At 49.2% G+C, this 24,118-nt stretch carries 21 protein-coding genes, 3 tRNA genes and 1 other RNA gene; 14 read left to right on the top strand and 11 right to left on the bottom strand.

Going from position 1 to position 24,118, the window contains the following annotated elements; all coding sequences use genetic code 11:
* Window positions 1-300 precede the first annotated feature (300 nt).
* From HMPREF0044_RS01785 to HMPREF0044_RS01795, 3 genes are all read right to left on the bottom strand, one after another.
* A tRNA-Pro gene (locus HMPREF0044_RS01785) sits at window positions 301-374 on the bottom strand.
* A gap of 243 nt (window positions 375-617) precedes the next feature.
* A tRNA-Pro gene (locus tag HMPREF0044_RS01790) sits at window positions 618-691 on the bottom strand.
* A gap of 21 nt (window positions 692-712) precedes the next feature.
* Window positions 713-786: transfer RNA gene (locus HMPREF0044_RS01795), tRNA-Gly, on the bottom strand.
* A gap of 135 nt (window positions 787-921) precedes the next feature.
* Here HMPREF0044_RS01795 and HMPREF0044_RS01800 point away from each other — a divergent pair.
* The 6 genes from HMPREF0044_RS01800 to clpX all read left to right on the top strand — a co-directional run bounded on the left by HMPREF0044_RS01800 (window position 922) and on the right by clpX (window position 9,051).
* Window positions 922-3,594, top strand: a complete 2,673-nt coding sequence (locus tag HMPREF0044_RS01800) for a DEAD/DEAH box helicase family protein (protein ID WP_006546387.1) — start codon at window positions 922-924, stop codon at window positions 3,592-3,594.
* 137 nt (window positions 3,595-3,731) lie between these two features.
* Window positions 3,732-5,027 (top strand): trigger factor, encoded by a 1,296-nt coding sequence (gene tig, locus HMPREF0044_RS01805; protein WP_006546388.1) that lies wholly within the window; start codon window positions 3,732-3,734, stop codon window positions 5,025-5,027.
* 72 nt (window positions 5,028-5,099) lie between these two features.
* A complete protein-coding gene (locus HMPREF0044_RS01810) occupies window positions 5,100-6,263 on the top strand; it encodes a DNA glycosylase AlkZ-like family protein (protein WP_006546389.1) in 1,164 nt (387 codons plus the stop codon).
* A 135-nt stretch (window positions 6,264-6,398) separates the two neighbouring features.
* Window positions 6,399-7,016, top strand: a complete 618-nt coding sequence (locus HMPREF0044_RS01815) for an ATP-dependent Clp protease proteolytic subunit (RefSeq protein WP_006546390.1) — start codon at window positions 6,399-6,401, stop codon at window positions 7,014-7,016.
* Window positions 7,017-7,032: 16 nt separating this feature from the next.
* A complete protein-coding gene (locus HMPREF0044_RS01820; protein ID WP_006546391.1) occupies window positions 7,033-7,668 on the top strand; it encodes an ATP-dependent Clp protease proteolytic subunit in 636 nt (211 codons plus the stop codon).
* Between the two features lie 129 nt (window positions 7,669-7,797).
* On the top strand, window positions 7,798-9,051 hold the full coding sequence (clpX, locus tag HMPREF0044_RS01825; protein WP_006546392.1) for an ATP-dependent Clp protease ATP-binding subunit ClpX: 1,254 nt from the start codon (window positions 7,798-7,800) through the stop codon (window positions 9,049-9,051).
* 47 nt (window positions 9,052-9,098) lie between these two features.
* Here the strand turns inward: clpX and HMPREF0044_RS01830 are convergent, their stop codons facing one another.
* Entirely contained in the window at window positions 9,099-9,689 is a 591-nt protein-coding gene (locus HMPREF0044_RS01830) for an isochorismatase family protein (protein ID WP_006546393.1), read from the bottom strand.
* A gap of 27 nt (window positions 9,690-9,716) precedes the next feature.
* Window positions 9,717-11,099: an NAD(P)/FAD-dependent oxidoreductase gene (locus HMPREF0044_RS01835; protein WP_040312687.1), complete on the bottom strand. Its 1,383-nt coding sequence runs from the start codon at window positions 11,097-11,099 to the stop codon at window positions 9,717-9,719.
* An 81-nt stretch (window positions 11,100-11,180) separates the two neighbouring features.
* On the opposite strand from HMPREF0044_RS01835, the gene HMPREF0044_RS01840 reads away from it, so the two are divergent.
* Window positions 11,181-12,050 carry a Nif3-like dinuclear metal center hexameric protein gene (locus tag HMPREF0044_RS01840; RefSeq protein WP_006546395.1) on the top strand — a complete coding sequence of 290 codons (870 nt, stop codon included), beginning with the start codon at window positions 11,181-11,183 and terminating at the stop codon, window positions 12,048-12,050.
* 45 nt (window positions 12,051-12,095) lie between these two features.
* The gene (locus HMPREF0044_RS01845) at window positions 12,096-12,824 is read left to right on the top strand and encodes a zinc ribbon domain-containing protein (RefSeq protein WP_006546396.1); all 729 of its coding nucleotides are present in this window, start codon (window positions 12,096-12,098) and stop codon (window positions 12,822-12,824) included.
* A gap of 25 nt (window positions 12,825-12,849) precedes the next feature.
* Here the strand turns inward: HMPREF0044_RS01845 and HMPREF0044_RS01850 are convergent, their stop codons facing one another.
* Entirely contained in the window at window positions 12,850-13,653 is an 804-nt protein-coding gene (locus tag HMPREF0044_RS01850; RefSeq protein WP_006546397.1) for a YaaA family protein, read from the bottom strand.
* A 60-nt stretch (window positions 13,654-13,713) separates the two neighbouring features.
* Here HMPREF0044_RS01850 and rnpB point away from each other — a divergent pair.
* Window positions 13,714-14,084, top strand: an RNA gene (gene rnpB, locus HMPREF0044_RS07800) — RNase P RNA component class A.
* A gap of 11 nt (window positions 14,085-14,095) precedes the next feature.
* Here the strand turns inward: rnpB and HMPREF0044_RS01855 are convergent.
* The 5 genes from HMPREF0044_RS01855 to panB form a co-directional block, all read right to left on the bottom strand.
* Window positions 14,096-14,584 carry a hypothetical protein gene (locus HMPREF0044_RS01855; protein ID WP_006546398.1) on the bottom strand — a complete coding sequence of 163 codons (489 nt, stop codon included), beginning with the start codon at window positions 14,582-14,584 and terminating at the stop codon, window positions 14,096-14,098.
* Window positions 14,585-14,602: 18 nt separating this feature from the next.
* Window positions 14,603-15,034 carry a hypothetical protein gene (locus tag HMPREF0044_RS01860; protein ID WP_006546399.1) on the bottom strand — a complete coding sequence of 144 codons (432 nt, stop codon included), beginning with the start codon at window positions 15,032-15,034 and terminating at the stop codon, window positions 14,603-14,605.
* A 54-nt stretch (window positions 15,035-15,088) separates the two neighbouring features.
* A complete protein-coding gene (ppgK, locus tag HMPREF0044_RS01865) occupies window positions 15,089-15,844 on the bottom strand; it encodes a polyphosphate--glucose phosphotransferase (protein WP_006546400.1) in 756 nt (251 codons plus the stop codon).
* A gap of 89 nt (window positions 15,845-15,933) precedes the next feature.
* Window positions 15,934-16,821 carry a type I methionyl aminopeptidase gene (gene map / locus HMPREF0044_RS01870; RefSeq protein WP_006546401.1) on the bottom strand — a complete coding sequence of 296 codons (888 nt, stop codon included), beginning with the start codon at window positions 16,819-16,821 and terminating at the stop codon, window positions 15,934-15,936.
* A 2-nt stretch (window positions 16,822-16,823) separates the two neighbouring features.
* On the bottom strand, window positions 16,824-17,654 hold the full coding sequence (gene panB / locus HMPREF0044_RS01875) for a 3-methyl-2-oxobutanoate hydroxymethyltransferase (RefSeq protein WP_006546402.1): 831 nt from the start codon (window positions 17,652-17,654) through the stop codon (window positions 16,824-16,826).
* A 159-nt stretch (window positions 17,655-17,813) separates the two neighbouring features.
* Between panB and pheS the strand changes: the two genes are divergently transcribed.
* The 5 genes from pheS (at window position 17,814) to tyrS (ending at window position 24,009) form a co-directional block, all read left to right on the top strand.
* Complete coding sequence (pheS, locus tag HMPREF0044_RS01880) at window positions 17,814-18,905, top strand: phenylalanine--tRNA ligase subunit alpha (protein WP_006546403.1); 1,092 nt, start codon at window positions 17,814-17,816, stop codon at window positions 18,903-18,905.
* Window position 18,906: 1 nt separating this feature from the next.
* The gene (gene pheT, locus HMPREF0044_RS01885) at window positions 18,907-21,540 is read left to right on the top strand and encodes a phenylalanine--tRNA ligase subunit beta (protein ID WP_006546404.1); all 2,634 of its coding nucleotides are present in this window, start codon (window positions 18,907-18,909) and stop codon (window positions 21,538-21,540) included.
* Window positions 21,541-21,632: 92 nt separating this feature from the next.
* Window positions 21,633-22,124 carry a flavodoxin domain-containing protein gene (locus HMPREF0044_RS01890; RefSeq protein ID WP_006546405.1) on the top strand — a complete coding sequence of 164 codons (492 nt, stop codon included), beginning with the start codon at window positions 21,633-21,635 and terminating at the stop codon, window positions 22,122-22,124.
* A complete protein-coding gene (gene argR, locus HMPREF0044_RS01895; RefSeq protein WP_006546406.1) occupies window positions 22,121-22,627 on the top strand; it encodes an arginine repressor in 507 nt (168 codons plus the stop codon). The genes HMPREF0044_RS01890 and argR overlap by 4 nt, the downstream gene beginning before the upstream one ends.
* A gap of 116 nt (window positions 22,628-22,743) precedes the next feature.
* The gene (tyrS, locus tag HMPREF0044_RS01900; RefSeq protein WP_006546407.1) at window positions 22,744-24,009 is read left to right on the top strand and encodes a tyrosine--tRNA ligase; all 1,266 of its coding nucleotides are present in this window, start codon (window positions 22,744-22,746) and stop codon (window positions 24,007-24,009) included.
* Window positions 24,010-24,118 lie beyond the last annotated feature (109 nt).

Raw genomic sequence — 24,118 nt, forward strand, 5'->3', positions numbered from 1 at the left:
AGGTCATTTGATTACTACAAGCAGGACATTTAGGAATATTCATACCCCTAGAATGAAACCCACAAACTAAAACACCGACTTTTAACCGCAAACACAACGAAAAGTCACTGTTCTAGCAACACTAAATGTCTAACCTAATAGTTCACCACACCAAACTAAAAACCCAACTTCCCCCAGTAATAACAAGGAAAAGCCCGGCCCCCAGCAACACAATTTGTCGTATAACCCGAGAATTACTTTTCGTTTACAAACTTGAGGTAAAAGAAAAGTGGCTGTGATTTCTCACAGCCACTCAGTGCGTCGGGGTAGCGGGATTTGAACCCACGACCTTCCGCTCCCAAAGCGGACGCGCTACCAAACTGCGCCATACCCCGTGTGCATAGACTATTCTGCCAGGTGCGGAAATGAAATGCAAATCTGGATGATAAACCTTGATATTTAAGGGAAAAATTGCTTTTTGCGCCCGAACTTGAGTTCCCGCGTTTTCACTGCGTCCGAACTCGTGTTCCCGCGTTTTCTCTGCGTCCGAACTCGTGTTCCCGCGCAGAGGAAGATGCGTAAGGGGAGTCGGAAATATAAGAAAGGTGGCTGTGATTTCTCACAGCCACCTTATCTTGTCGGGGTAGCGGGATTTGAACCCACGACCTTCCGCTCCCAAAGCGGACGCGCTACCAAACTGCGCCATACCCCGATATTCATTTATTTTCATAAATGGAGCGAGTGACGGGAATCGAACCCGCACCATCTGCTTGGAAGGCAGAGGCTCTACCATTGAGCTACACTCGCAAGTGTTCAACCCACCGAAGTGGTGAACAAATAAGACTATACCCATTTAACTACAGCTGTGCAACTTCCCAGTTAGAAAACTAAACAAGATAGGATGGTAATCACATTCAAATGCGGGACTGTTAAGATTTAGGTATGCGTACTAACCTGCCCAAATGGAAGTTCCAGTTACCACTCAGGGGATACCAGCAGACCGCCCTCGAACAAATCAAACGCCATTTGGAAGACCAACGTATTCATATCGTCGCCGCCCCCGGCAGCGGAAAAACTATCCTCGGACTAGAAATCGCCGGTAACCTGCCCGGAAAAGTCCTGGTTTTTGCTCCCAGCCTGGCCATTCGCGATCAATGGATTAGTCGCCAAACAGAAAATTTCCTTCCCAAAGCAACCGTCTCAACAGAACTTGAAAACCCGCAGGACCTGACCTGCCTCACCTACCAGGCTCTCTACGCCGCAATGCGTAACGAAGTAGATGAAGAAACCGGCGAAAAGCGCAGTAAAAGAAACCTAGATACGCTACTTGAAACCACGCAAGTACTTATCCTCGACGAAGCCCATCACCTGCGCCGCAGCTGGTCAGACGCGCTAGTTGACTTCCTTCAAGAACTACGTCAAAAACACCCAGAACTGGTGACCATCGCCCTTACAGCCACCCCACCATATGACGCAGACGTTAAAGAATGGGCGCGCTACATTGAAATCTGCGGCGAAATCGACGTGGAAATTCCTATTCCAGACCTCGTTGAAGCAAAAGACTTAGCCCCCCACCAGGATTATATCGTTATCAATGAGCCAAACCAGAATGAACTGGCACAACTGCAACAACTCAACCAGAAACAAAAGATTTTACTAAACGCTTTTACTAAGCCCACTACAGAAGCAGAAAAGCAGTTAGTCATTGAACTGGCGCAAGCAAAACTATTCCAACCCTTAGAAACTCAGATGGTGGATGAGTTTTTCAACGAAGCCTTAGATGATGAAGAAAACTGCCTGGGATTCATACACTTCTTACATACTCTAAATCTGCAACCCCGCAATCTTGAAGTAATTAGGGGCTTAAATGAACTTCTACAACCACAGTTGAAAGCTACTCGTGCGAATGCGAATAACTGGGTAAACGCATGGAACTTCATGCTCTCTCACCCGACGATGTTTGGAGAAAACCTGCCTCTGCAACTCAAAGAATACGCAAAATCGAAAGGAATGTTGCACCGCGGGAAAGTCTTAGACACCAGTTTGGTTGAAACTAGTAACCTGCTTTTAAACTCTGCTGGAAAGCTAGAATCAATCGCCGCGATTGCCATGCAGGAAGCAAAAAACCTGGGCAAAAATCTCCGTCAGTTGATTTTGGTGGATTACATTCGCGCAGAGGCATTAGGACAGCAGGAAATGCAGTTGGGGGTAGCCCCGATTTTTAATCATTTAAAGCCCTTGCGTAAGCATTTAAATATCGGGGTACTAACTGGATCTCTTGTGGTTTTACCTAAACATTTGGCGCTGAAAATCAGTGAGGAAACTGCCTGGCAACCTGTACCTGATGACGAAAATTACCTTATGCGCACCGGGGGTGGTTTCGTTGCGGAAGTTACAGAAGCTCTTGCCACAGGGCAGCTACAGATTCTGATTGGGACGGCTGCGCTATTGGGTGAGGGCTGGGACTGTCAACAACTTAATAGTCTGGTGTTAGCATCAACTATTAAAGCGACAATGCTGACGAATCAAATGCGCGGGCGAGTTATCCGCATTGATCCAACAGACTCTCAGAAAGTCGCAAATATTTGGCATTTAGTCACGGCTGATGCCGGTCATATGCTTAATGGAAACGTCGAAAAGATCCCGTTGGAAGCCTCTTTTGATTTCTATAAGTTGCAGCAACGTTTTCAAACTTTTGTAGGCGTGGCAGCTACCGAACCTGAGATTAAAGCAGGTGTGAAACGCTGTTTTGCGCCGGAAATCGCCTTAGAAACTAAGCAGATTGCCAAGTTGAATGAAGATACGTTCCGACGGGCAGCGGACAGAGGTGCAGTGCGTGTGCTTTGGGAGGAAGCCCTGCAAGCCGGGTATGTTGATGGTGCTTATCGCGGGCAGATTAAACCAGTTTTGGACGTGAACTGTACAGCGAAAGTGAAGTTTATGGGGCCGCTTTTATTGACTTTTCTGCTGGTGTTGATTCTGCTGGTTGGCAGCTTAATTTTTCGTGGTTTGCGTGGGGAGATATTGGAAACCACGAGTGGTTTAGTAATCGCGGGGTTTGCTGGCGCTACGTCGCTAGTGGCATATTTTCTTTTACAAACGAATGCGATTATGAAGTGGACGCAACCGAAGAAGCGTTTGCATAAGCAGGGTTTGGCAGTTTTGCGGGCTTTGCAGTCCCTGGGATTAGTTTCTTCCGAGGGCGTAGTGCTGCATGTAACGCCCTCGAGAGATCACTTGGGGGAAGAAATCTCTTTGCTTAACGCGAGTGGCCGTGAAACCCAGATTTTTGTGCAGGCGATGACGGAACTCTATGCTCCGGTGAAGAATCCGCGCTACCTTCTGCTTCCCGCCCAGAACCCCTGGTTGCAAAAAATCTTGTTATACAGGCTGTTTTTAGTGCAGAACGTGCCAACTGTATTTGCTGTGAATAAAACTAATGTAGGGGTTTTTAAAACCGCCCTCGCGGAACAAGGTTTGAAAAGTGAAGCCTTATTTACCCGACAAGGGGAGGGGCGGAAAGAATTGTTAAAAGCACGCCGGTATGCGGCGTCTAACCTGGGTAGTGCGCTCACAGAAGAAGGTCGAAAAATGCTTAAGGTGCGTTCCCTCTAAGGCGCAGGCTATTATTCCTCTCACCTTTTTGTGAGCAGACGCGCAAAACTGAGGGTTTTTATCGTAATATAGAAAAGTTGTAATAGCACTATTTATAGTGCCCGGTTCACACATATTTAGACTTTGGAGAGTAACCAGTGAAGAACACTGTTGAAAACCTAGAATCCACTAAGGTTAAGATCACCGTTGAGGTTCCAGTTGAAGAACTGAAGAAGGACATTGACGCAGCATACAAGGAACTGTCCAACCAGGTAAACATCCCAGGCTTCCGCCGTGGCAAGGTGCCAGCACGCATCATCGACCAGCGTTTCGGTCGCGTAGTTGTACTGGAACAGGTAGTAAACAACGTGCTGCCACGCTTCTACTCTGAAGCAGTAGCAGAAAACGACCTGCGCGTAATGGGGCAGCCAGAAGTTGACGTAACTGAAATCCCAGCAACTGAAGGTCCACTGTCCGGCCAGCTGGTATTCACCGCAACTGTAGATGTTGTGCCAGCATTCGAACTGCCAGCAACTGAAGGTCTGGAACTGACCGTTGACGCACTGGAAGTAACCGATGCTGACGTTGACAAGGAACTGGAAGAACTGCAGACCCGCTTTGCATCCCTGAAGCCAATCAAGCGCAAGGCAAAGAAGGGTGATTTCGCTACCCTCGACATGGTTGCAGTAGTAGATGGCAAGGAAGTTGATTCCGTATCCGACATCTCTTACGAAATCGGCTCCAAGTCCATGCTCGACGGTATGGACAAGGCTCTGACCGGTATGAAGGCTGACGAAGAAACCACCTTCACCACCGTTTTGGCTGGCGGCGAATACGAAGGTCAGGAAGCAGAAGTAACCTTGAAGGTTACCGCTATGAAGGCACGCGAACTGCCAAAGGCTGACGACGACTTCGCACAGATGGTATCCGAATTCGACACTATCGAAGAGCTGCGTGAAGACCTGAAGACCCAGGCACAGCAGACCAAGAAGAACGAACAGGCTCTGCAGGCACGCGACCTGCTGGTAGAAAAGCTCGTTGAACTGGCAGGCGTTGAAGTACCAGCTGGCGTAGTTGAAGCTGAAGTAGCTAACCGCGTAGGCGAAGACGCTAAGAAGGCTGAAAAGACCAAGGCTGCAGCAGATATCACCAAGGAAATTGCAGCACACGTAATCTCTGAAAAGCTGGCAGCTGATAAGGAAGTACGCGTAACTCAGCAGGAACTGTTCGAGTTCATCATGCAGACCGCACAGATGTACAACATTGACCCAATGCAGCTGCTGCAGAACCAGGAACAGATTCAGGCAATGGCAGCGGACCTGACCCGCACCAAGGCAATCGCCCTGACCCTGGCAGAAGTAACTGTAAAGGATACCAACGGTGAAATCGTTGACCTGTCCGAATACACCAAGGATCCTTCCGCTGAAGAAGCAGAAGAAACCGAAGAAGCCTGATAAATAAATAGGTTTATATTTTGGGGGCTTCCCACGAGGAATCGTGGGAAGCCCCCAAAAAAATAAAATACGATGATGGAAAGTCTACCTTTAGAAATTAATCTTTTACGAATTTGTGCGCAGGGGCTTATTACCACCACATATTCTAAAGATGTTGTAGAAGCAGTAGGTAATCTTTTAGCTGTGCAAGGACAGCAAGTATCTGCCTTGCCGCATGCGCTTTTAATGCGCACTTTAAACACCACTATTAAAGATGTTTCAGACGCGTTTGCGAGCCGAGAACTGGTACGGTCACGCCCCATGCGTGGCACGGTTCACGTAACCACCGCGAAAGACTACCATTGGATGCGTCTGACCTTAAACCACACGCACTCACCCTATAACCAGCGGCAAATGGCTACACACGGTGTGGATGAAAAGATTCTGCAAGATGCGACTGAAGTTGCGCACGGTACCATCGCTAACGCCGGGGGAACGATTACCCGTGAAGAGCTATTTAAAGCCTGGGAACTTAACCTAAGCTGGTCGAAAAATTCGGCTGTGCCATTTCGCCGGATCGCTAACATTTTAGTGTGGGCTTTAGATTGCAATGGGGATTTGGCTGAAGGGCCTCTGGGAAAGAATCAGCATTATTTTATTGACGCAACTAAACTGCCAGCAGCAGATAGCGAAGAATCAGGTTTTAGAATAAAACAGCCCGGCTCTAAAGAGGGAATAGCAGAGGTTGCTAGGCGCTATATTTGGGGTCACGGTCCCGTAACTGTTGCAGATTTAGCTCGTTGGGCGGGAATTAATAAAACTGTAGCTTGGAAAGCAATGGAACAGGCATCTGAAACAGCAGGACTAATCAGAGCGAGCATAGAAAATTCGCAACTACGACCTGCGGTTGCTCCGAGGAGCCTACAAGAGGCGCAGAAATTATTCTATTTAAGAGAAGAACTGTCACAGATTTTGGCTGATAATGAAAAGGCCACAAAACAGTTGATGTTCTTGCCGGCATTCGATGAATTACATGTTGGTTATCATAATCGAACTTGTTTAACTGATCGAGCAGGTGAAAAACTCATCTGCCCTTCCGGCAACGGCATGTTTCGCCCTATCGTCATAAAAGACGGCAGACTAATTGGAGTTTATCCCGCTACCTTAGGTTTGCAGTGGTTAGCGCTTCCGGATATGCAAACTGAGAAAGAAGCTAAAGTGGCCATTGAAACTATAAAAGAGCGTATGCGTTGGTAAGAAAACGGTGAAGTGAGTTGAAGTTTAGTACTGTAAATGCGCTGATAGTGAACACGGTCCAACATAACGCGCAAACCAGCTATTAACCCCGCTAACCTAGAGGGTAGAAGAGTACAGACAAGTAGGAGAGTAATAATGAACGCCCTCGGAAATCACACTCCCTCGGCTCACGGCGACATGGACCGCGGCATGCCACTGGGAGACGCAGTATTTAACCGACTGCTGAAAGAACGCATCATTTGGCTTGGTGGCGAAGTACGCGACGAAAACGCAAACCAGATTTGTGCACAGATGCTGCTGCTAGCTGCTGAAGACCCAGATAAAGATATTTACCTTTACATCAACAGCCCTGGTGGTTCCGTAACTGCTGGCATGGCAATCTATGACACTATGCAGTTCATTAAGCCAGACGTAGTTACCGTGGCAACCGGTATTGCCGCCTCTATGGGACAGTTCCTGCTCACTGCAGGCGCTAAGGGGAAGCGCTATGCTACTCCACACGCTCGGATTCTGCTGCACCAGCCACTTGGTGGCGTAGGTGGTACCACTACAGAAATTCGTATTAACGCAGACCTGATTTTGCAGATGAAACGCGAACTGGCAGAAATCACCGCTGAGCGCACTGGCAAGACTGTGGAACAGATTCACGCTGACGCTGACCGTGACCACTGGTACACCGCGCAGGAAGCATTAGAATACGGCTTTTTTGACCATATCGTAACTAAAGCAGATGCCGTAAGCGGCTCCCACTGAGGTTGAGAGGAAAGAAATGCATAACTACATGGGAATCAACCCTGGGGCAATGCCATCTGCCCGCTACGTACTTCCAGAAGTAGAAGAACGCACCTCTTATGGCGTGAAGCGACTGGACCCATACTCAAAGCTTTTCCAGGACCGAATCGTATTCTTGGGTGTGCAGGTAGATGACGCTTCCGCTGATGACATCATGGCTCAGCTACTGGTACTGGAATCCCAGGACCCTGACTCTATGATTACCATGTACATCAACAGCCCGGGTGGTTCGTTTACTGCAATGACAGCAATTTATGACACCATGCAGTACATTAAGCCTCAGGTGCAGACTGTTTGCTTGGGACAGGCTGCTTCCGCAGCGGCAGTTCTTCTAGCCGGTGGCGCACCAGGCCGTCGTCTGGCACTACCAAATGCGCGTGTTATGATCCACCAGCCAGCCATGGAAGGTATGCGCGGGCAGGCATCTGATATTGAAATCGTTGCCGAAGAAATGGAACGTATGCGCACTTGGTTGGAAGAAACTATTGCGCACCACTCTGGTCGTGAAATCGAACAGGTACGCCGCGATATTGACCGTGACAAGATTCTGACTGCTCAACAGGCATTGGAATACGGTTTAATCGACCAGGTCCTGACTTCACGTAAGGCCTGAGCTTTTAAGATTCTATACGGTGACTAGCTGACTAGCTTTCCTTAGCGAGCCTAAGTCGCCCAACTGCCCGGCGTATTCTAAAGTAGATACGTCGGGCATTTTTATTACCGCTTTTCTGAAGGAGTCTGTGTGACACGCTACCAGGATGCAACTGAACAGCTGAAGTGTTCCTTCTGTGGGAAACACCAGAAGCAGGTTGTGAAGCTTATTGGCGGGCCCGGCGTCTACATTTGTAACGAGTGCGTTGATTTGTGTAATGAACTCATTGCAGATGAGATTAAAAGCAAGATCTCTGAAGAGACTGGGGAGCTTCCAAAGCCAAAGGAAATCTTTGATTTCCTAAATCAGTACGTGATTGGTCAAGAGGATGCTAAGCGCGCGCTTTCTGTAGCTGTTTACAATCACTATAAGCGTTTGAACGCGGAAGCTATTTTAGGTTATCCAGTGGAAATGGAACTAACGAAGTCTAATATTCTTCTGCTGGGACCAACGGGTACAGGCAAAACCCATTTAGCGCGTTCTTTGGCTCGCTTGCTGCAAGTTCCTTTCTCTATCGTAGATGCGACTGCGTTGACTGAAGCAGGGTACGTGGGCGAAGATGTTGAGAATATCTTACTGAAGTTGATTCAGGACGCGGATGGGGATATTGAGAAGGCGCAGCGCGGCATTATTTACATTGACGAAATTGATAAGATTGGCCGAAAAGCTGAGAACGCGTCGATTACCCGTGACGTTTCTGGTGAGGGCGTTCAGCAAGCCCTGCTGAAGATTATTGAAGGTACTCGTGCTTCAGTGCCTCCGCAAGGTGGGCGCAAGCACCCACATCAGCAGTTTATTGAAATCGACACTTCAGGGATTCTTTTTATTGCTGCCGGCGCTTTTGCGGGTATCGAAGATATCGTGAAAGCACGTTTAGGTAAGCGTACTTTAGGTTTTGGTTCAGAACTTAAATCTGCTCATGAATATGGTGACCTTTATTCTCAGGTAACTTCAGAAGACTTGCATAAGTTCGGGATGATTCCAGAATTTATTGGGCGTTTGCCAGTGGTGACTTCCGTTAAGAACTTGGATGAGGATGACCTGGTGCGGGTGTTGACTGAGCCTAAAAATGCTTTAGTTCGTCAATACCAGCAGCTGTTTGTACTTGATGATGTTGAGTTAGAGTTCACGCGCGATGCTTTGCGTGAGATTGCTCGTAAAGCCAATGAATTGAAGACGGGGGCGCGTGCGCTTAACTCGATTCTGGAAAAGACTTTAGCTCCGATTATGTTTGAAGTTCCTTCAATGCCACAGATTGCGAAGGTGATTATTACTTCTGATGTGGTAGCTGAGGGAGCTCCAGCAAAAATTATTATGCGTGAAGCTATCGACCAAGCGTCTTAATGTTTATCGGTAGGAAAACCAGGTTTTCCTACCGATAAACAGAGGTTTCATTCTGCGACGACGGTTGCGCCTGCTTCACGTAGCTTACACAGTGCGGCAGCGGAAGAATCAGCAGCCACCCCAGCTGTTAAATCGGCTAGCACACGGACTTGGAAACCAGCTTCTAAGGCATCTGAAGCAGAAGCTAACACACAGTAGTCAGTGGCAATACCCACTACATCAACTTCGGTGATACCGGCATCTTGCAGTAGTTGCACTGCAGTGGAGCCATTATCAGTAACGCCCTCGAAAAGGGAATAAGCGGGCTTTCCCATGCCCTTAAAAATATGCTCGTCAATGAAAGACGTATCCAACAACGGATCGTAAGCTGCACCATCTGTCTCAGCTACACAGTGGACTGGCCAAGTATCTACGAAATCGGGTTGCGGCACTGCAAACCCAGCACCAGCGAAGTGTCCACCATTGTCTGAATCTGCGTTATGCCAATCGCGAGATCCCACAATCAACGCGTAGTCCCCGCTGTGGGAGGATAAAAAAGAGGTGATGCGCTCAGCCACCAGGTCGCCCCCGGTAACTGCAAGCGCACCACCTTCAGTGAAGTCATTTTGTACATCTACAATCAGTAAAGCTTTACTCATGCTTTAAGTGTACAAAACTCAACCTCATTAAGCAGGATTAGCTTCCGTATCCTCAGCAGCGGTTTCTTCCATTTCATTGACCAGCAGCTTACCGGAAGAACCAGCACCCAACTGTTCCAACGCCAAGCGACCAACCATCTGCTGGTTAGTAGTAGTACGCGCTGAGCGCCCATTGGAAAGGAAGGAAATCATCCAGCGGAGCAGGGTAGAAAGCTGTGCCTTGAAACCTGCAATGTAGAGCAAGTGTAGGAAACACCAAGCCAACCAAGCGATGAAACCGGTAGCCTTAAACTTACCCATCTTCATTACAGCTTGGAACTTAGAAATAGTAGCCATAGAGCCCTTATCGAAGTACTCAAACTTTTCCTTCTTAGGAGCTACACCTGCAATGCGAGACTTAATAATGTCTGCTACGAAACGGGCGGACTGAATTGCGCCCTGAGCTACACCTGGCACACCTGGGACGAACATTAGGTCACCGACTATGAAAACGTCCTGCGCATTACCTGCCGTCAAATCTGGGTTGACAACAACTCGGCCAGCGCGGTCCAGTTCAGCACCGGTCTTTTCAGCAACAATCTTGCCCAGTGGGGAGCCCTGAACGCCAGCAGCCCATACCTTACAGACGGATGGAATAACCTGTTCGGAACCATCTTTTAGGTTCTTGACGGTTACTTGCTCAGGATCAATATCGGTAACGATAGTGTCCATCAGCATCTCTACATCGAGTTTTTCCAAGGACTTGCGGGTAGCTTCGCCTAGTTCAGGACCAAATGGTGGCAGCGGGTGGGGTGCGCCGTCAACTAAGATCACACGAGCCTTTCGTGGATCGAAGTTGCGGAAATCCTTACGCAGCGTGTGGGAAGCTAGTTCACGAATCTGACCAGCCATTTCCACACCGGTTGGGCCAGCGCCAACGACTACGAAAGTGAGGAGCTTTTCAATTTCAGCTGGGTTGGTTTCCAGTTCAGCTAGTTCAAATGCTCCGAAGATACGTGCGCGCAGTTCTAACGCGTCATCGATGGTTTTCATACCGGGAGCGTAAGTAGCGAACTGGTCGTTGCCGAAGTAGGACTGACCTGCACCGGCAGCTACGATTAGGGAATCATAGTTGGTGGTCATTTCGCGGTTGTGGTTACGCCAGTGAACTACTTTATTTTCAGTGTCGATATCTTCAACCAGGCCGAGCAATACGGTAGCGTTGCTCTGGTTTTTGAGGATTTCGCGGGTAGATGGGGCGATTTCAGAGTCAGAGAGGATACCGGTTGCTACTTGATAGAGTAGCGGCTGGAATAGGTGGTGGCTGGTACGCGCGATGATAGTTACATCGACGTCTGCCTTTTTGAGTGCTTTTGCTGCGAATAGACCACCGAATCCGGAACCGATGATCACCACGTGATGGCGTGACATAAGACCTCCATATTTTAGATACATCTATCTTATGTATTTCAGGTGCTGTGGTTAAAGGAGGAATCGTGTTAGTTTGGAAACATGAGCGAACCAATGGATACCACTAGCCCACAGGCTTGGACAGTTGCTGACATCCAAGCCCAGATGAATCTACTTTACCCCCGTGAACTGGCAGAGTCATGGGACAAAAATGGGTTAATTGTGGGAGACCCACATCAAGAGGTAAAGCGAATCCTCGTTGCCGTAGACCCCGTACCAGCAACAGTTGCCCAAGCTATCGCGGAAAACTACGATCTGCTCATCACCCACCACCCACTTTTCTTACGTGGTATAAACTTTCTCTCCCGCGAATTTCATAAAGGGCGGATGGTACACGATTTAATCAAAAACGACGTGGCACTACTTAACGCCCATACCAACGCTGACAGTGCAGCACGCGGCGTCGCCTGGGCATTAGCAAAAGCAGTTGGCATTACTGGCGTACCATTTGAGGCACAAGCAGGTAGTGAAGATGCTCTGGGACTAGGGCGGATTGGGAAACTCTCCCAGCCCGTTAGCTTAGAAGACTTCGCTAAAACTGTCGCGGCAGCGCTACCGGCCGGACCACATGGAATCTTCGTGGGGGTTCCAGAAGGTAAAGACCTCTCCATGCCGGTGGAAACTGTTGCAGTTTCAGGTGGCTCCGGAGATTCTTTCCTGGATACGGTAGCCAACCTGGGAGCAGACGTGTACGTAACCGCAGATTTGCGCCACCACCCAGCTCAAGACCACCTGATGTCCACCGAAACTGCTTTAATCAGTGGTTCCCACTGGGCAACAGAATGGCTCTGGCTTCCAGCTTTAGCACATGACCTGGAACAAGCCGCCCTCGAAAATGGAGTGGAACTCGAAATCGATATTTCTGCCACTGTTACCGAGCCGTGGACACAGCACCTGCCAACCGTAGGTTAAACTAAAAACACAATCGGCAAATTTGATACTACTGAGGAAGACTTTATGCGCGCATCAAAAGCACAGCAACAGGCCCTGCTTGAAGTACAGGAACTGGATACGCGAATCGCCCAGCTAACTGCTTCACGCAAAAAGCACCCAGCATTCCTAGCCTTATCTGAACTGGCAGGACGTAAAAGCGACCTGGAACGTGCTGCCGCGGGGGTTTCCTCAAAGCATGCTGATATTAAACGCGAACAGGCAGTTATTGAAAACGACATCGCACGTATCCAAGCCCGCCAGGAAGTTATGGGGCAGCGTCTGGCTAATGGTGAAGGCTCCGCAAAAGATCTTGTAGCAATCCAGCATGAGCTTAACCAGATGGCTACTCGCCGTGAAAAAGTTGAAGCCCAGCTGATGGAAGTAATGGAACGCTTGGAAACTTCTAGCGCGGATATGGACGCGGTGAAAGCTCAGGTAGCTGGTTTAGCAGCGGATGCTGAAAAAGCTCGCGCTGAATACAAGGCTGCTATGGGGGAAGTTGACGTTGAACTATCTGAGAAGCAGGCACGTCGTGCAAACCTAGTTGCTGATATGGACGCTGAACTACTGGAAGAATATGAATACTGCCAGAAGCGTTCCGGCTTAGGCGTTGTGGCTGCTAAAGGACGTCAGCTGGTAGGCATGGTAAATGCATTGTCTGAATATGAGTGGCATCAAATCAATACTCTGGCGGAGGATGAAGTTTACTACTCTGAAGACATGGAATGTCTGATTGTAAAACTTGCTGACTGATTTTTAACAGAATCAAACTCAGAAACTACACGGTAACGATAATAAGTTCCGTGTAGTTTTTTTGTACGCTGGTTTCCACCCCAATAACGTCATCTTTACCAATTAACGATTGGGCAACCTGCAATACAGACTCCAGTGAGTCAGAAAGTGTACCTTCAGCATTTGCTTCAATCAGCGCACCTGCCAACATACCTCGGAACTTCTTTGCATTATGGGAGACTACAGAGCGTTTCCCATTGCGCTCGCGGACGACATTTACACGCAGTAACTGATGGGTGGTGGCTTTAGTCTGCAATGCCGGCCAAGCTTTAATATAACTTCCAGAACGACAATCGACGATGATTTCATGGTCGCTTAGATCGGTTAACAGCGGAGTGAGTTGTTTCTTCCAAAAGGTTGCTAGCGCACCTAGTTCACCAAGTTTAGTGTCCATCGAGAGGCGGTAAGCGGGGATTCGCGTTTGTAAATCCACTAATCCGAAGAGTGCGGATTGCACGAGGACTTGGAAGTTCAGCTGGGGCTGGTAGATTTCGCCGCGTTTAGCGATTTCTCCATTTTCAAAAAGGACCCCAGAGTAGATTTCATAGGCTGGTGCTGTGGGGGCGTTGCGTAGGTGCGTGTTTGCTTCTATTTCCGCGCTCAGACGGGGACCAACGCCCAGGACCTCCAGGGCGTCTGGCTGGGCGGAGATTTTCTCGAGGGCGTTTAATACGTCTTCTCGCGCAGCAGCCAGCTGAGTTTTAAATGGGGCAATCTCCGCCAGCTTTAAAGTGGTGGATGCTGCTTCTGGGGAAGTTTTACCTTCTGAAGGTGGAAGTAGTACTAGCATAGTTGCAGTATAGCGAAGCGACAGCTTCCCTGCCTGTCCGCTAGAATGGGGTACTAGGGAAGAGGCCACTGGATGGTCGCCGCTGAAATTTCAGGGGAGGAACGTCCGGACTCCACAGGACACGATGGTGGCTAACGGCCACCCGGGGCGACCCGCGGGCTAGTGCCACAGAGAATAGACCGCTTTCGCAGGAAAATGTCGAAAGTAAGGGTGAAACGGTGGTGTAAGAGACCACCAGTAACGCAGGTGACTGCGTTAGCTAGGTAAACCCCATCGGGAGCAAAACCAAGTAGCATACTGGGCTGTCCGTCTAAAGTATGCGGGTAGGTTGCTTGACTGGCATGGCAACATGCCAGCTAGATAGATGGCCATCGAAAAGGAAGCGGTAACGCTCCTTGGAACAGAATCCGGCTTATAGGTGGCCTCTTCCCACTAAAACTTTCTAATCCTCAGAGCCAGCTTCTTGAGCCAGTTCAGGTTCGTTTTCAGCTGGTGTTTCTAACATAGTTGGGTCAGGAAGTACCAGGCTAAAACAACCGAAGAAGGTTGCCATAAGGTATGGGGCAGCGGTAGCGATAATAAAATCTAAGCCGTTCACACCGCTATTGAGATGTAACAGTGCAGATCCAACACTTAAGAAAACTACTGTAAAAACTGCTAGAACAGCAGTAGCACGCAGATTTGCTGCTCGGTTAGATAAAGCCCCCGGATTAAGATTCTTCGTTCCCAAGAATCCGCTTAATGCTACTAAGAGGGTTGGCAGTGTGGTAACGAAAATAACGTAAGAAAAACCGTAGAGGGACGGGTATTTAGCAGTACCTGCCCCAAAATCACCTGCCGAAAACCATGCGGATAAACCACTTAAAACAGTGGTAAAAGAAGCCCCAATCAGCAGGTAGAAAAAGAACTTTTGAACTGCGCGAATATTCATAAAACGATATCCAAAAACCTAGTTAGATATACTTTTAGCGAAGAATAAGTCACTGATTAAGGCTGATACGGCAGTCGCTGAAAGCGGAATCCAAGCAGCCGTCAATGCACCTGTTAAAACCTGCCAGCTAGAAATACCTACCACCTGATAAATGAAATAATGGGCAACGCCAGTAGCTAAAGCCATTAGGAAGAAACTAACCGGACCAACCAATCGAGGAGCTTCAACTGGTCGCTTCGCCTGCGTAAAACGCAGTACCCCTCCACAAATCAGTAGAAGCAGGGCAATCGGAGTAGCACTGAAAACAGCCAGATTAAAATCAAAACCCGAGGCGACAGGCTCATCTAAATCAAAAGCGATTGCTTCTCTGATGATGTACACAAACGCATAGAGCAAAGTTGCTAAAGCACCAATGATGATACTCGTACTATGCGCTTTAAGAATCCTCATGAACTAATCGCTTTCACATTAACTAAAGACCTTAAGCCTGCCGCCCTCGGGAAATTAAGAATTCTGAGCAGCGAATAAAGCCGCACCCACAATCCCGGCCGTATTACGTAAAGCAGCTGGAAGAATCGGAGCATTCAGCTTCAAATGAGGCAAGAACAGCTCATGGTTCTCACTGACGCCACCACCCACAATCAAAACATCTGGGCAGAAAAGCATTTCCAAGTGAGAGTAGTAGCGCTGCAAACGAGGAATCCACTCTTCATAAGACCAACCATGCTTAGTCTTCTGACCGGCAGACGCCTGAGTTTCAGCATCATGACCGTCAATCTCCAAGTGACCCAGCTCAGCATTTGGCCAGAGTTTGCCATCCAAAATCAAAGCAGCACCAATGCCTGTACCCAAAGTAGTTACGATTACAGCACCAGGAACACCCTTGGCTGCACCATAAACAGCTTCAGCTAAACCAGCAGCGTCAGCATCATTTAACGCAATAACGGGACGACCCAAGGTCTCATGCATCAAGTCAGAAACATTCTTACCAGCCCAAGACTGATCCAAATTAGCGATAAAAGGAATCACGCTGTGGACAACCGGAGCGGGGAAAGTAATACCCACTGGAACTTCTGGGCCAACCTGCAGTTCCTCCAGCAGTTCCTTACAAGCCAAAGCTACAGCTTCCGGAGTAGCAGGCTGTGGGGTAGCACGGTAACCGGATTCACCAATGTATAGGCCGGTCTCTAAATCTACCAGCGCGCCCTTAACACCAGAACCGCCGATATCAATACCGAAAGCTACTTTAACTTCAGACATTTTTATGCTCCTTTGCGAATAATCTGATTTTCCAAAAGTTTAACTCAAATAGGTGCCTGATTCATGCAAACCAGGCACCTAAGAGAGTATTAAGGCAAAGTTAGGATTTCGAAACCATCCTCGGTTACCACCACCGTATGCTCAAACTGGGCGGTGCGTGAACGGTCAGAAGTCACTACAGTCCAATCATCATCCCACTGCTGCCAGGTGTGCGCACCTAAAGTCAGCATTGGTTCCACAGTGAAAACCATGCCTACTTCCATCAAAGTGCTATGCGCCGGAGCAGCATCGTAGTGAGGGATAATCAGACCAGAGTGGAATGCTTCACCCACACCGTGACCGGTGTAATCACGGACCACACCGTAGTCGAAACGCTTCGCATACTTTTCAATCACGCGACCAATCACGTTTATTTCGCGTCCAGGGCGAATCGCCTTCAGACCGCGTAACATAGCTTCTTCAGTGCGTTCACATAGCAGACGAGATTCTTCATCAACTTCACCTACATAGAACATTGCGCAGGTATCTCCGTGGACACCGTCAATATAGGCGGTTACGTCAATATTGACGATATCGCCTTCTTCTAAAGGACGAGAATCAGGGATGCCGTGGCAGATTACTTCATTAACTGAAGTGCAGCAGGACTTAGGGAAACCCATGTAGTCCAGGCATGAAGGATAAGCGCCGTGAGAAATGATGTAGTCGTGCACAATCGCATCCAACTCATCAGTAGTAACCCCAGGTTTTACTGCCTTACCAGCGGCATGCATAGCCTGTGCCGCAATCTTACCTGCCCGCCGAATCTTTTCAATGGTTTCCGCAGACTTAATATCAGATGCGGTAACTACTTCTGGGCCATCGTGGAAAAGATATTCTGGGCGTTCAATGCTTGCTGGAACAGCGCGTTTGGCTGAAACTACACCTGGCTTAGTGTCACCCAGTGGCGCGCGACGGGCTAACTCAGTTAAAGAACTCATGCTTATTCCATTCGGTAGTTATTTTCAGCTGGGAAAGAACCTTCTTTCACAGCGTTACAGTAATCTTCAGTTGCCTGGCGTAAAGCGGGCCCCAGTTCCGCGAACTTCTTTACGAAGCTCGGTGCCCAATCAGTCATACCAGCCATATCAGACCAGACTAGTACCTGGCCATCAGTTTCCGGACCAGCTCCAATGCCGATTACTGGGATACGGAGCAGCTTGGTAATTTCCGTTGCTAGGGGAGCGGGGACCAATTCTAATACGAGGGCGCAAACTCCAGATTCTTGCAAAGCTAAAGCATCATCGATTACCTGTTGCGCGGCTGCGCCGCGACCCTGCATACGAGGACCCCCCAGAGTGTTTTCAGACTGCGGGGTGAATCCCAAATGGCCGACAACTGGAATACCAGAGGATGTAAGCAGTCGTACTGCGTCAACACGAGCTTGACCGCCCTCAAGTTTAACTGCGTTCGCCCCCTGCTTCATCAGAGAAGCAGCGCTAGTAAAAGCCTGTTGCGGAGAAGCCTCATAAGAGCCGAAAGGCAGGTCAGCTACCACCAGCGGTTTGGAAACCGCGTGCGCAACCGCACGGGTAGCTACCTGCATATGCTCTAAAGAAACTTCTAAAGTACCGTCGAAACCAAGCATGACGTTGCCGTAAGAATCACCTACGAGCAGTAAATCAACACCGCCAGCTTCTAAAATGCGAGCAGTTAAAGCGTCGTAGGCCGTCAACATGGTCAGCTTACGACCCGCCTGCTTAGCTTGCATAAGGTGATGCACACGCCAAGTTTTAGGTTCTTTGAACTCTGGAGTAGTAGATGCAGTAGTCATAACCCTAATTATGGTCCTTTAAGCAGAGTTTTCCTATTTCAAATAGGGAATCGTAGTATTCAGCACAGGAATGGGAATAAAACGAGCTTTGATTCCCATTTATCAGCAAAATCGCGCTATCTTAGAAGGTGAAAATGTCACCGTTAAGGATGAGCAAGTATGTCTGAAGTAAACGAACAGTTGGAAGTTAATCCACTGGATGAAGCCCAGATGCAAATGATTGTCACCCACGCGTTGGAAGCAATCCTGGGAACCAAGACCCTGAAAGAATTTCAAGAGATTCGTCGCCAACACTTTGGTGACGTTTCCGCTGTTGCCCTGGCATCAAAGGCAATTGGACGCCTTCCGGGCAGTGATCGCGCTGCCGCTGGTAAAGCTCTCAGTGCTGCGCGTGCAGCAATTCAGGAAGCTCTGAGTCAACGTCAAGAAATCCTCGAAGCAGAAGATGAAGCGCGCGTACTGGCAGAAGAAACTGTGGATGTGACCGCACCAGTAAATCGTAAACTCGACGGTGCACGTCACCCACTGCAGACTCTGATGGATGATATCGCAGATTTCTTCGTCTCTATGGGCTGGGATATTGCAGAGGGCCCTGAAATGGAACACGAGTGGTTCAATTTTGATGCTCTGAACTTTGACATTGATCACCCAGCTCGTCAGATGCAGGATACTTTCTACGTGGACGGCACCTCAGTCGGAGGCGAAAACCCAGAGGACGGACACTTGGTGATGCGTACCCACACTTCACCAGTGCAGGCTCGTACCATGTTGCAGCGTGACGTTCCTATTTACGTAGCTTGCCCTGGTAAAGTATTCCGCTCTGATGAACTCGACGCCACTCACACCCCAGTTTTCCACCAGGTTGAAGGTCTGGCAGTTGACAAGGGACTCACCATGGCACATCTGAAGGGCGTACTGGACCACTTCGCTAAAGCAATGTTCGGTCCTGAAGCGAAAACTCGTCTGCGCCCATCTTTCTTCCCATTCACTGAGCCATCCGCAGAAATGGACCTCTGGTTCCCACAGAAAAAGGGTGGCGCAGGCTGGATCGAATGGGGTGGCTGTGGCATGGTAAACCCAAATGTTCTGCGCGCCTGTGGCATTGACCCAGAAGTTTACTCTGGCTTCGCATTCGGCATGGGTATTGAACGTACTTTAATGCTTCGTCATTCCATCGCAGACATGCATGATATTGTCGAGGGCGATCAACGATTCTCCCTCCAGTTCGGTACTCACGGAAAGGGAAACTGAAATGCCTAACGTACCAATTTCATGGCTTAAAGATCACGTAGAGGTACTGCCAGGCACCAACCCTGAACAGCTGGCAGCCGACCTGGTAAAAGTTGGTTTGGAAGAAGAAACTATCCACCCAGCTAAGGTAAAGGGCCCGCTGGTAGTTGGTCGAGTACTGACTATGCAACCAGAAAAACAGTCTAATGGTAAGACTATTAACTACTGTCGCGTAGATGTCGGCGTACACAATGACGCTCCAGGTACGGGTAAAGAACCATCCGACCTGCCATCACGTTCCATCATTTGCGGTGCTCACAACTTCAAACCAGGTGACCTAGTCGTTGTTATCCTGCCAGGCGGCGTTCTACCGGGTAACTTCGAAATTGCTACCCGCAAAACCTACGGGCATATCTCTGACGGCATGATTTGTTCGGAACGCGAACTCGGTTTCTCAGATGAACATAACGGCATCATCGTTTTGAATGAAAAATTTGCTGAAGATGAGCTACCAGGAATTGGCGAAGACTTGATTGAATTCCTGGGTCTAGGGCAAGAACTACTGGAAATTAACGTTACTCCAGACCGCGGATACTGTTTCAGCATGCGTGGTATCGCTCGTGAATACTCCCACTCTACCGGTGCGAAGTTCACTGACCCAGGTTTGGCTAAAAACTATGCCGGTGAAATTCCGGAAGCAAATGAAGCAGGTTTTGAAGTAATCGTTGACGACCAAGCCCCAATCCGTGGAAACGTGGGTTGTGACCGCTTCGTTACCCGTATTGTTCGGGGGATTAACCCAGCTGCACCAACCCCAAAGTGGATGGTGGAACGACTGGAAGCCATGGGAATGCGCTCCATCTCCCTGGCAGTAGATGCGACAAACTATGTAATGCTTGATCTGGGGCAACCGCTACACGCATATGACTTAAACCAGGTCACTGCACCAATCGTGGTACGTCGCGCCCTCGAGAATGAAAAACTCACCACCCTCGATGACGTCGAACGCAACCTCGATCCACAGGACTTGGTAATCACTGACTCCGCTAACGGCACTGGCTCTCGCGTCCTCGGTATCGCCGGGGTTATGGGGGGAGCTACCACTGAAGTTACCGAAGAAACCCAGGATGTGCTGATTGAAGCAGCCCACTTTGATTCCGTTTCCGTGGCTCGTTCTGCCCGTCGCCACCGTATTCCAAGCGAAGCAGCGAAACGTTTCGAACGTGGTGTGGACCCACTGTTGCCAGCAGTTGCCGCGCAGAAGGTAGTGGATATTCTAGTCGAGTATGGTGGCGGCACTGTAGATTCCGCTGTTTCTGACTTGAATAACGTGGGTGAAAAAACCCAGATTCTCATGCCAGCTTCTGAACCAGCTCGTCTCACTGGCGTTGAGTACCCTGCAGAACGCGTAGTAGAAATCCTTGAAACCATCGGTTGCCAGGTGGAAACCCAGGGAGAAAACCTGTTGGTAACCGCACCTACCTGGCGTCCAGACATCACTGAAGCTTGCGACTTGGTTGAAGAAGTTGCTCGCCTGGATGGCTACGACAATATCATCCCAGTGTTGCCAACTGCGCCAGCCGGATCCGGTCTGCCAGACCGTTTAGCGTCTCGCCGCGCTATCGCACAGACCCTTGCTGATTGTGGTTTCGTAGAAGTTCTTTCCTACCCATTCGTAGGAGATGCTTGGGACCGTTGCCAGATTCCAGAAAATGATGTGCGCCGTCAGGCTGTTCGTTTGCGTAACCCGCTGGTTGAATCCCAGCCATTCCTACGCACTTCAGTTTTGGATTCTCTACTAGATATCGCACAGCGTAATGCGGCGCGCGGGGCTGAATCCATTCGCGTATTCGAACTTGGTATGGTGACTTTGCCACAGGGTGTGAAGCCAGCTGGGATTCCATCTGCAGCACAGCGTCCACATCCAAAGGAAATCGGTGAACTGCACCGTGGCACTCCAAAGCAGCCTTGGCACCTGGGTATGGTACTGGGCGGTAGCGCAGTTGCAAATAACGTGCGAGTTGGTAAGCGCGTCTTCGACTGGGCTGACGTTTTAGAAGGAGCGCATGCGGTTGCCGCTGCTGTAGGCGTGAAACTTGAAGTAGCTGCCCTTTATCGTGAGAGTGCAGAAGCTGGTGTTCCAAAGCCAGTAGCAACTCCAGCGGATGCAGCTCCATGGCATCCAGGACGTGCGGCAGTTCTATTCGTCCGAGACGGTAAACGCATCGTTGAAGTCGGTCGTGCCGGGGAACTGCACCCACGCGTAGTTAAGACCTACGGTCTGCCCGCTCGTTCAGTAGCTATGGAACTTGATTTGGAAGCCCTGTTGAAGCTTGCTCCAAAGAATCCTATTCAGGTGCAGCCAGTCTCTACTTACCCAGTGGTTAAGGAAGATATTGCAGTTGTAGTTGATGATTCCATTCCAGTAGCAGCACTGTTGGCTGAGATTAAGGCTGCTGGCGGGGAACTGCTGGAACAGATCGCACTCTTCGACGAATACGTTGGTTCACAGATTGATGAGGGTAAGCGTTCATTGGCATTCGCTCTGCGTATGCGTGCCGCTGACCGCACTCTGGCTGCTGATGAAACTGCGCGTGTTCGTAGTGAAATCATGGCTTTATTGGAAAAGAAGTTCTCTGCAAAGTTACGCGGTTAATTTTGTTTAAACTCCCGGTTTCCCTCACCTTGATTTAACTATTTGGGACTTTCGAGGTGAGGGAAACCCAAATTATGAGGCACTATAGTTATATGAAGTTTCTAGTTACATGGGCATCTCGCCACGGTTCAACCACCGAGGTAGCACAGGCGATTGCAGAAGAGTTAGTGGCAAATGGTCACGAAGTTGACCTGCGTGAGGTATCTACGGTGACCTCCGTAGACGAATACGATGGTCTGGTTATGGGGTCAGCTGTTTACACTACTCAGTGGATCGGCGATATGCGTAACTTTACCCATAAGTTTGAATCCGTACTGGTACAGAAACCAGTTTGGGCGTTCTCTGTTGGTCTTTCAGGCGTACCAAAGTCTTCCGCCCAGGATCCAGTTCGGGTGGGGCCAGTCTTGTTGCGTTTGAAGTGCCGTGATCATCGTACTTTTGCGGGTGCATTGAAGGCTCAGGAACTATCCTGGCGAGAACGTTCTCAGGCTCGTTTGGGTGGTGCCATTGAAGGCGATTTCCGTGACTGGGCTGAGATTAAAGATTGGGCTCGTAAAGTTGCAGAGGATGCTAAGTCTCTATGACTTTAACTGTTGCTGATAGTTCGCGTGGCGGGGTGAGTAAATCACGTCGCCACGCAATTATTGAAGAGATTCTTTCGACTGAGATTATTTCTTCTCAGCCAGAGTTGCAAGACGCCCTCGAGAAACGTGGGATTTCTGTTGCCCAGGCGACCTTATCTCGTGACTTGATTGAGGTGCGCGCAACTAAAGTTCGGGACGCGTCTGGTCGCCAGATTTACGCTTTGGCTACTCACGTGAATAACGATATGTTCCGCGAAGAAGCAGGGGAGCAAAAGCTAAAACGTTGGGCTGAGGAACTTTTGGTGGGGGTAGCGCCTGCACAGAATCTGCTTGTGTTGCGTACTCCGGCGGGAGCAGCCAACTTTCTAGCTTCAGCAATTGACGCTGCACGATACGAATCTGTGGTTGGTTGCGTGGCTGGCGATGACACTATCTTGGTGATTTGTACGTCTGCTGAGACAGCTCAGGAATTTGCAGATAAGCTCCTTTCATTCGGTAAGTAGTTTTCGGACATTTTTACCCAGAGTTAGCTTATTTTTCCTTTTTGAGGGAAACTAGATAGCGGTGCAGTGATTGCATCGCTATTTTATTTTTTGTTACGCGATAGGAAGGAACCGCAGTGAGCGACATTATCGAAGAACTGCAGTGGCGTGGATTGATTCGCCAGCACACCGACCTTACGAAACTTCGTGAGGCTCTGTCTAACGGACCGGTGACTTTCTATTGCGGCTATGACCCAACGGCGCCTTCTTTGCATCACGGTCACTTAGTGCAGTTGATTTTGATGCGTCACTTGCAGAATGCTGGTCACCGTCCACTTGCTTTGGTGGGTGGTGCAACCGGTCTGATTGGTGACCCACGTATGTCTGGTGAGCGTACCCTGCAGCCACGTGAAGTGGTTGAGGGCTGGGTAGAGAAGCTGCGTGCGCAGATTTCTCGCTTCCTTTCTTTCGAGGGCGAAAATGCGGCGGTAATGGTCAATAATTTGGACTGGACTTCTGAACTGTCTGCTATTGACTTGTTGCGTGACCTAGGTAAGTACTTCCGTATGGGCACCATGTTGAAGAAGGAAGCGGTTTCTCGTCGTTTAGCTTCTGAAGAGGGGATTTCCTACACGGAGTTTTCGTACCAGATTCTGCAGGCGAATGACTTCTTGCAGTTGTACCGTCGTTACGGTTGCACTTTAGAAACCGGTGGTGATGACCAGTGGGGTAACCTGATTGGTGGCCTGGACTTGATTCACCGTACTGAGGGTGCGGACGTGCACGTGATGACCACTCCGCTGATTACGAAGGCAGATGGTACCAAGTTTGGTAAGTCTGAAGGTGGCGCTATTTGGTTGTCTGAAGATTTACTTTCCCCATATGCTTTCTACCAGTTCTGGTTAAATGTTGATGATGCGGACGTGGTTCGTTTCCTAAAGGTATTCACTTTCTTGGAACGTGCTGAAATTGAGCGTTTAGAAAAGGCTGTTGCTGAAGAACCATTCCGCCGTGAAGCACAGAAAGCTCTGGCAGCTTCTGTTACCGAGCTGGTACATGGTGGCGAAAAGCTTGCTCAGGTTTTGGCTGCTACTGAAGCCCTTTGGGGATCCGGTGACTTGCGTGCGGTGGATGCAGCTACACTGGCTTCTGCTACGGACCACTTGCCATCCGGTGAAATTACCTTGGGTGAAGCAACTATTGTGGATGCCTTGGTAGCAGCTGGATTGGAAAAGGGGCGTGGGGCTGCTCGTCGAACTGCGGAGTCTGGCGGTGCGTATTTGAATAACGTAAAGGTTGAAGACGTGGATGCGCCATTGACTGCAGCGGATCGTTTGGCTGATGGCACGATTTTGATTCGTAAGGGGCGACGTAACTTGGCAGTTATTCGCGTAGTTGACTGAGATTTTTAATGTTTGAGGGTTTATGAGTGTGTAGGCGCTTGTAAACCCTCAATCGTTAAATAACGACACTTGTGGTGTGGTTCATAAGCGAAAAAGTTGTAATCCAAAA

The sequence above is a fragment of the Gleimia coleocanis DSM 15436 genome, from assembly GCF_000159015.1.
In the GTDB taxonomy this organism is placed as follows: domain Bacteria; phylum Actinomycetota; class Actinomycetes; order Actinomycetales; family Actinomycetaceae; genus Gleimia; species Gleimia coleocanis.

Excerpts from the sequence above, each read along its gene's own strand:
- pheT (WP_006546404.1), top strand. The coding sequence starts at position 18,907 with ATGCCTAACGTACCAATTTCATGGCTTAAAGATCACGTAGAGGTACTG.
- HMPREF0044_RS01860 (WP_006546399.1), bottom strand. The coding sequence starts at position 15,034 with ATGAGGATTCTTAAAGCGCATAGTACGAGTATCATCATTGGTGCTTTA.
- HMPREF0044_RS01835 (WP_040312687.1), bottom strand. The coding sequence starts at position 11,099 with ATGTCACGCCATCACGTGGTGATCATCGGTTCCGGATTCGGTGGTCTA.
- HMPREF0044_RS01855 (WP_006546398.1), bottom strand. The coding sequence starts at position 14,584 with ATGAATATTCGCGCAGTTCAAAAGTTCTTTTTCTACCTGCTGATTGGG.
- ppgK (WP_006546400.1), bottom strand. The coding sequence starts at position 15,844 with ATGTCTGAAGTTAAAGTAGCTTTCGGTATTGATATCGGCGGTTCTGGT.
- pheS (WP_006546403.1), top strand. The coding sequence starts at position 17,814 with ATGTCTGAAGTAAACGAACAGTTGGAAGTTAATCCACTGGATGAAGCC.
- HMPREF0044_RS01840 (WP_006546395.1), top strand. The coding sequence starts at position 11,181 with ATGAGCGAACCAATGGATACCACTAGCCCACAGGCTTGGACAGTTGCT.
- HMPREF0044_RS01830 (WP_006546393.1), bottom strand. The coding sequence starts at position 9,689 with ATGAGTAAAGCTTTACTGATTGTAGATGTACAAAATGACTTCACTGAA.
- HMPREF0044_RS01810 (WP_006546389.1), top strand. The coding sequence starts at position 5,100 with ATGATGGAAAGTCTACCTTTAGAAATTAATCTTTTACGAATTTGTGCG.
- panB (WP_006546402.1), bottom strand. The coding sequence starts at position 17,654 with ATGACTACTGCATCTACTACTCCAGAGTTCAAAGAACCTAAAACTTGG.
- HMPREF0044_RS01800 (WP_006546387.1), top strand. The coding sequence starts at position 922 with ATGCGTACTAACCTGCCCAAATGGAAGTTCCAGTTACCACTCAGGGGA.
- HMPREF0044_RS01815 (WP_006546390.1), top strand. The coding sequence starts at position 6,399 with ATGAACGCCCTCGGAAATCACACTCCCTCGGCTCACGGCGACATGGAC.
- HMPREF0044_RS01820 (WP_006546391.1), top strand. The coding sequence starts at position 7,033 with ATGCATAACTACATGGGAATCAACCCTGGGGCAATGCCATCTGCCCGC.
- HMPREF0044_RS01845 (WP_006546396.1), top strand. The coding sequence starts at position 12,096 with ATGCGCGCATCAAAAGCACAGCAACAGGCCCTGCTTGAAGTACAGGAA.
- argR (WP_006546406.1), top strand. The coding sequence starts at position 22,121 with ATGACTTTAACTGTTGCTGATAGTTCGCGTGGCGGGGTGAGTAAATCA.
- HMPREF0044_RS01850 (WP_006546397.1), bottom strand. The coding sequence starts at position 13,653 with ATGCTAGTACTACTTCCACCTTCAGAAGGTAAAACTTCCCCAGAAGCA.
- map (WP_006546401.1), bottom strand. The coding sequence starts at position 16,821 with ATGAGTTCTTTAACTGAGTTAGCCCGTCGCGCGCCACTGGGTGACACT.
- HMPREF0044_RS01890 (WP_006546405.1), top strand. The coding sequence starts at position 21,633 with ATGAAGTTTCTAGTTACATGGGCATCTCGCCACGGTTCAACCACCGAG.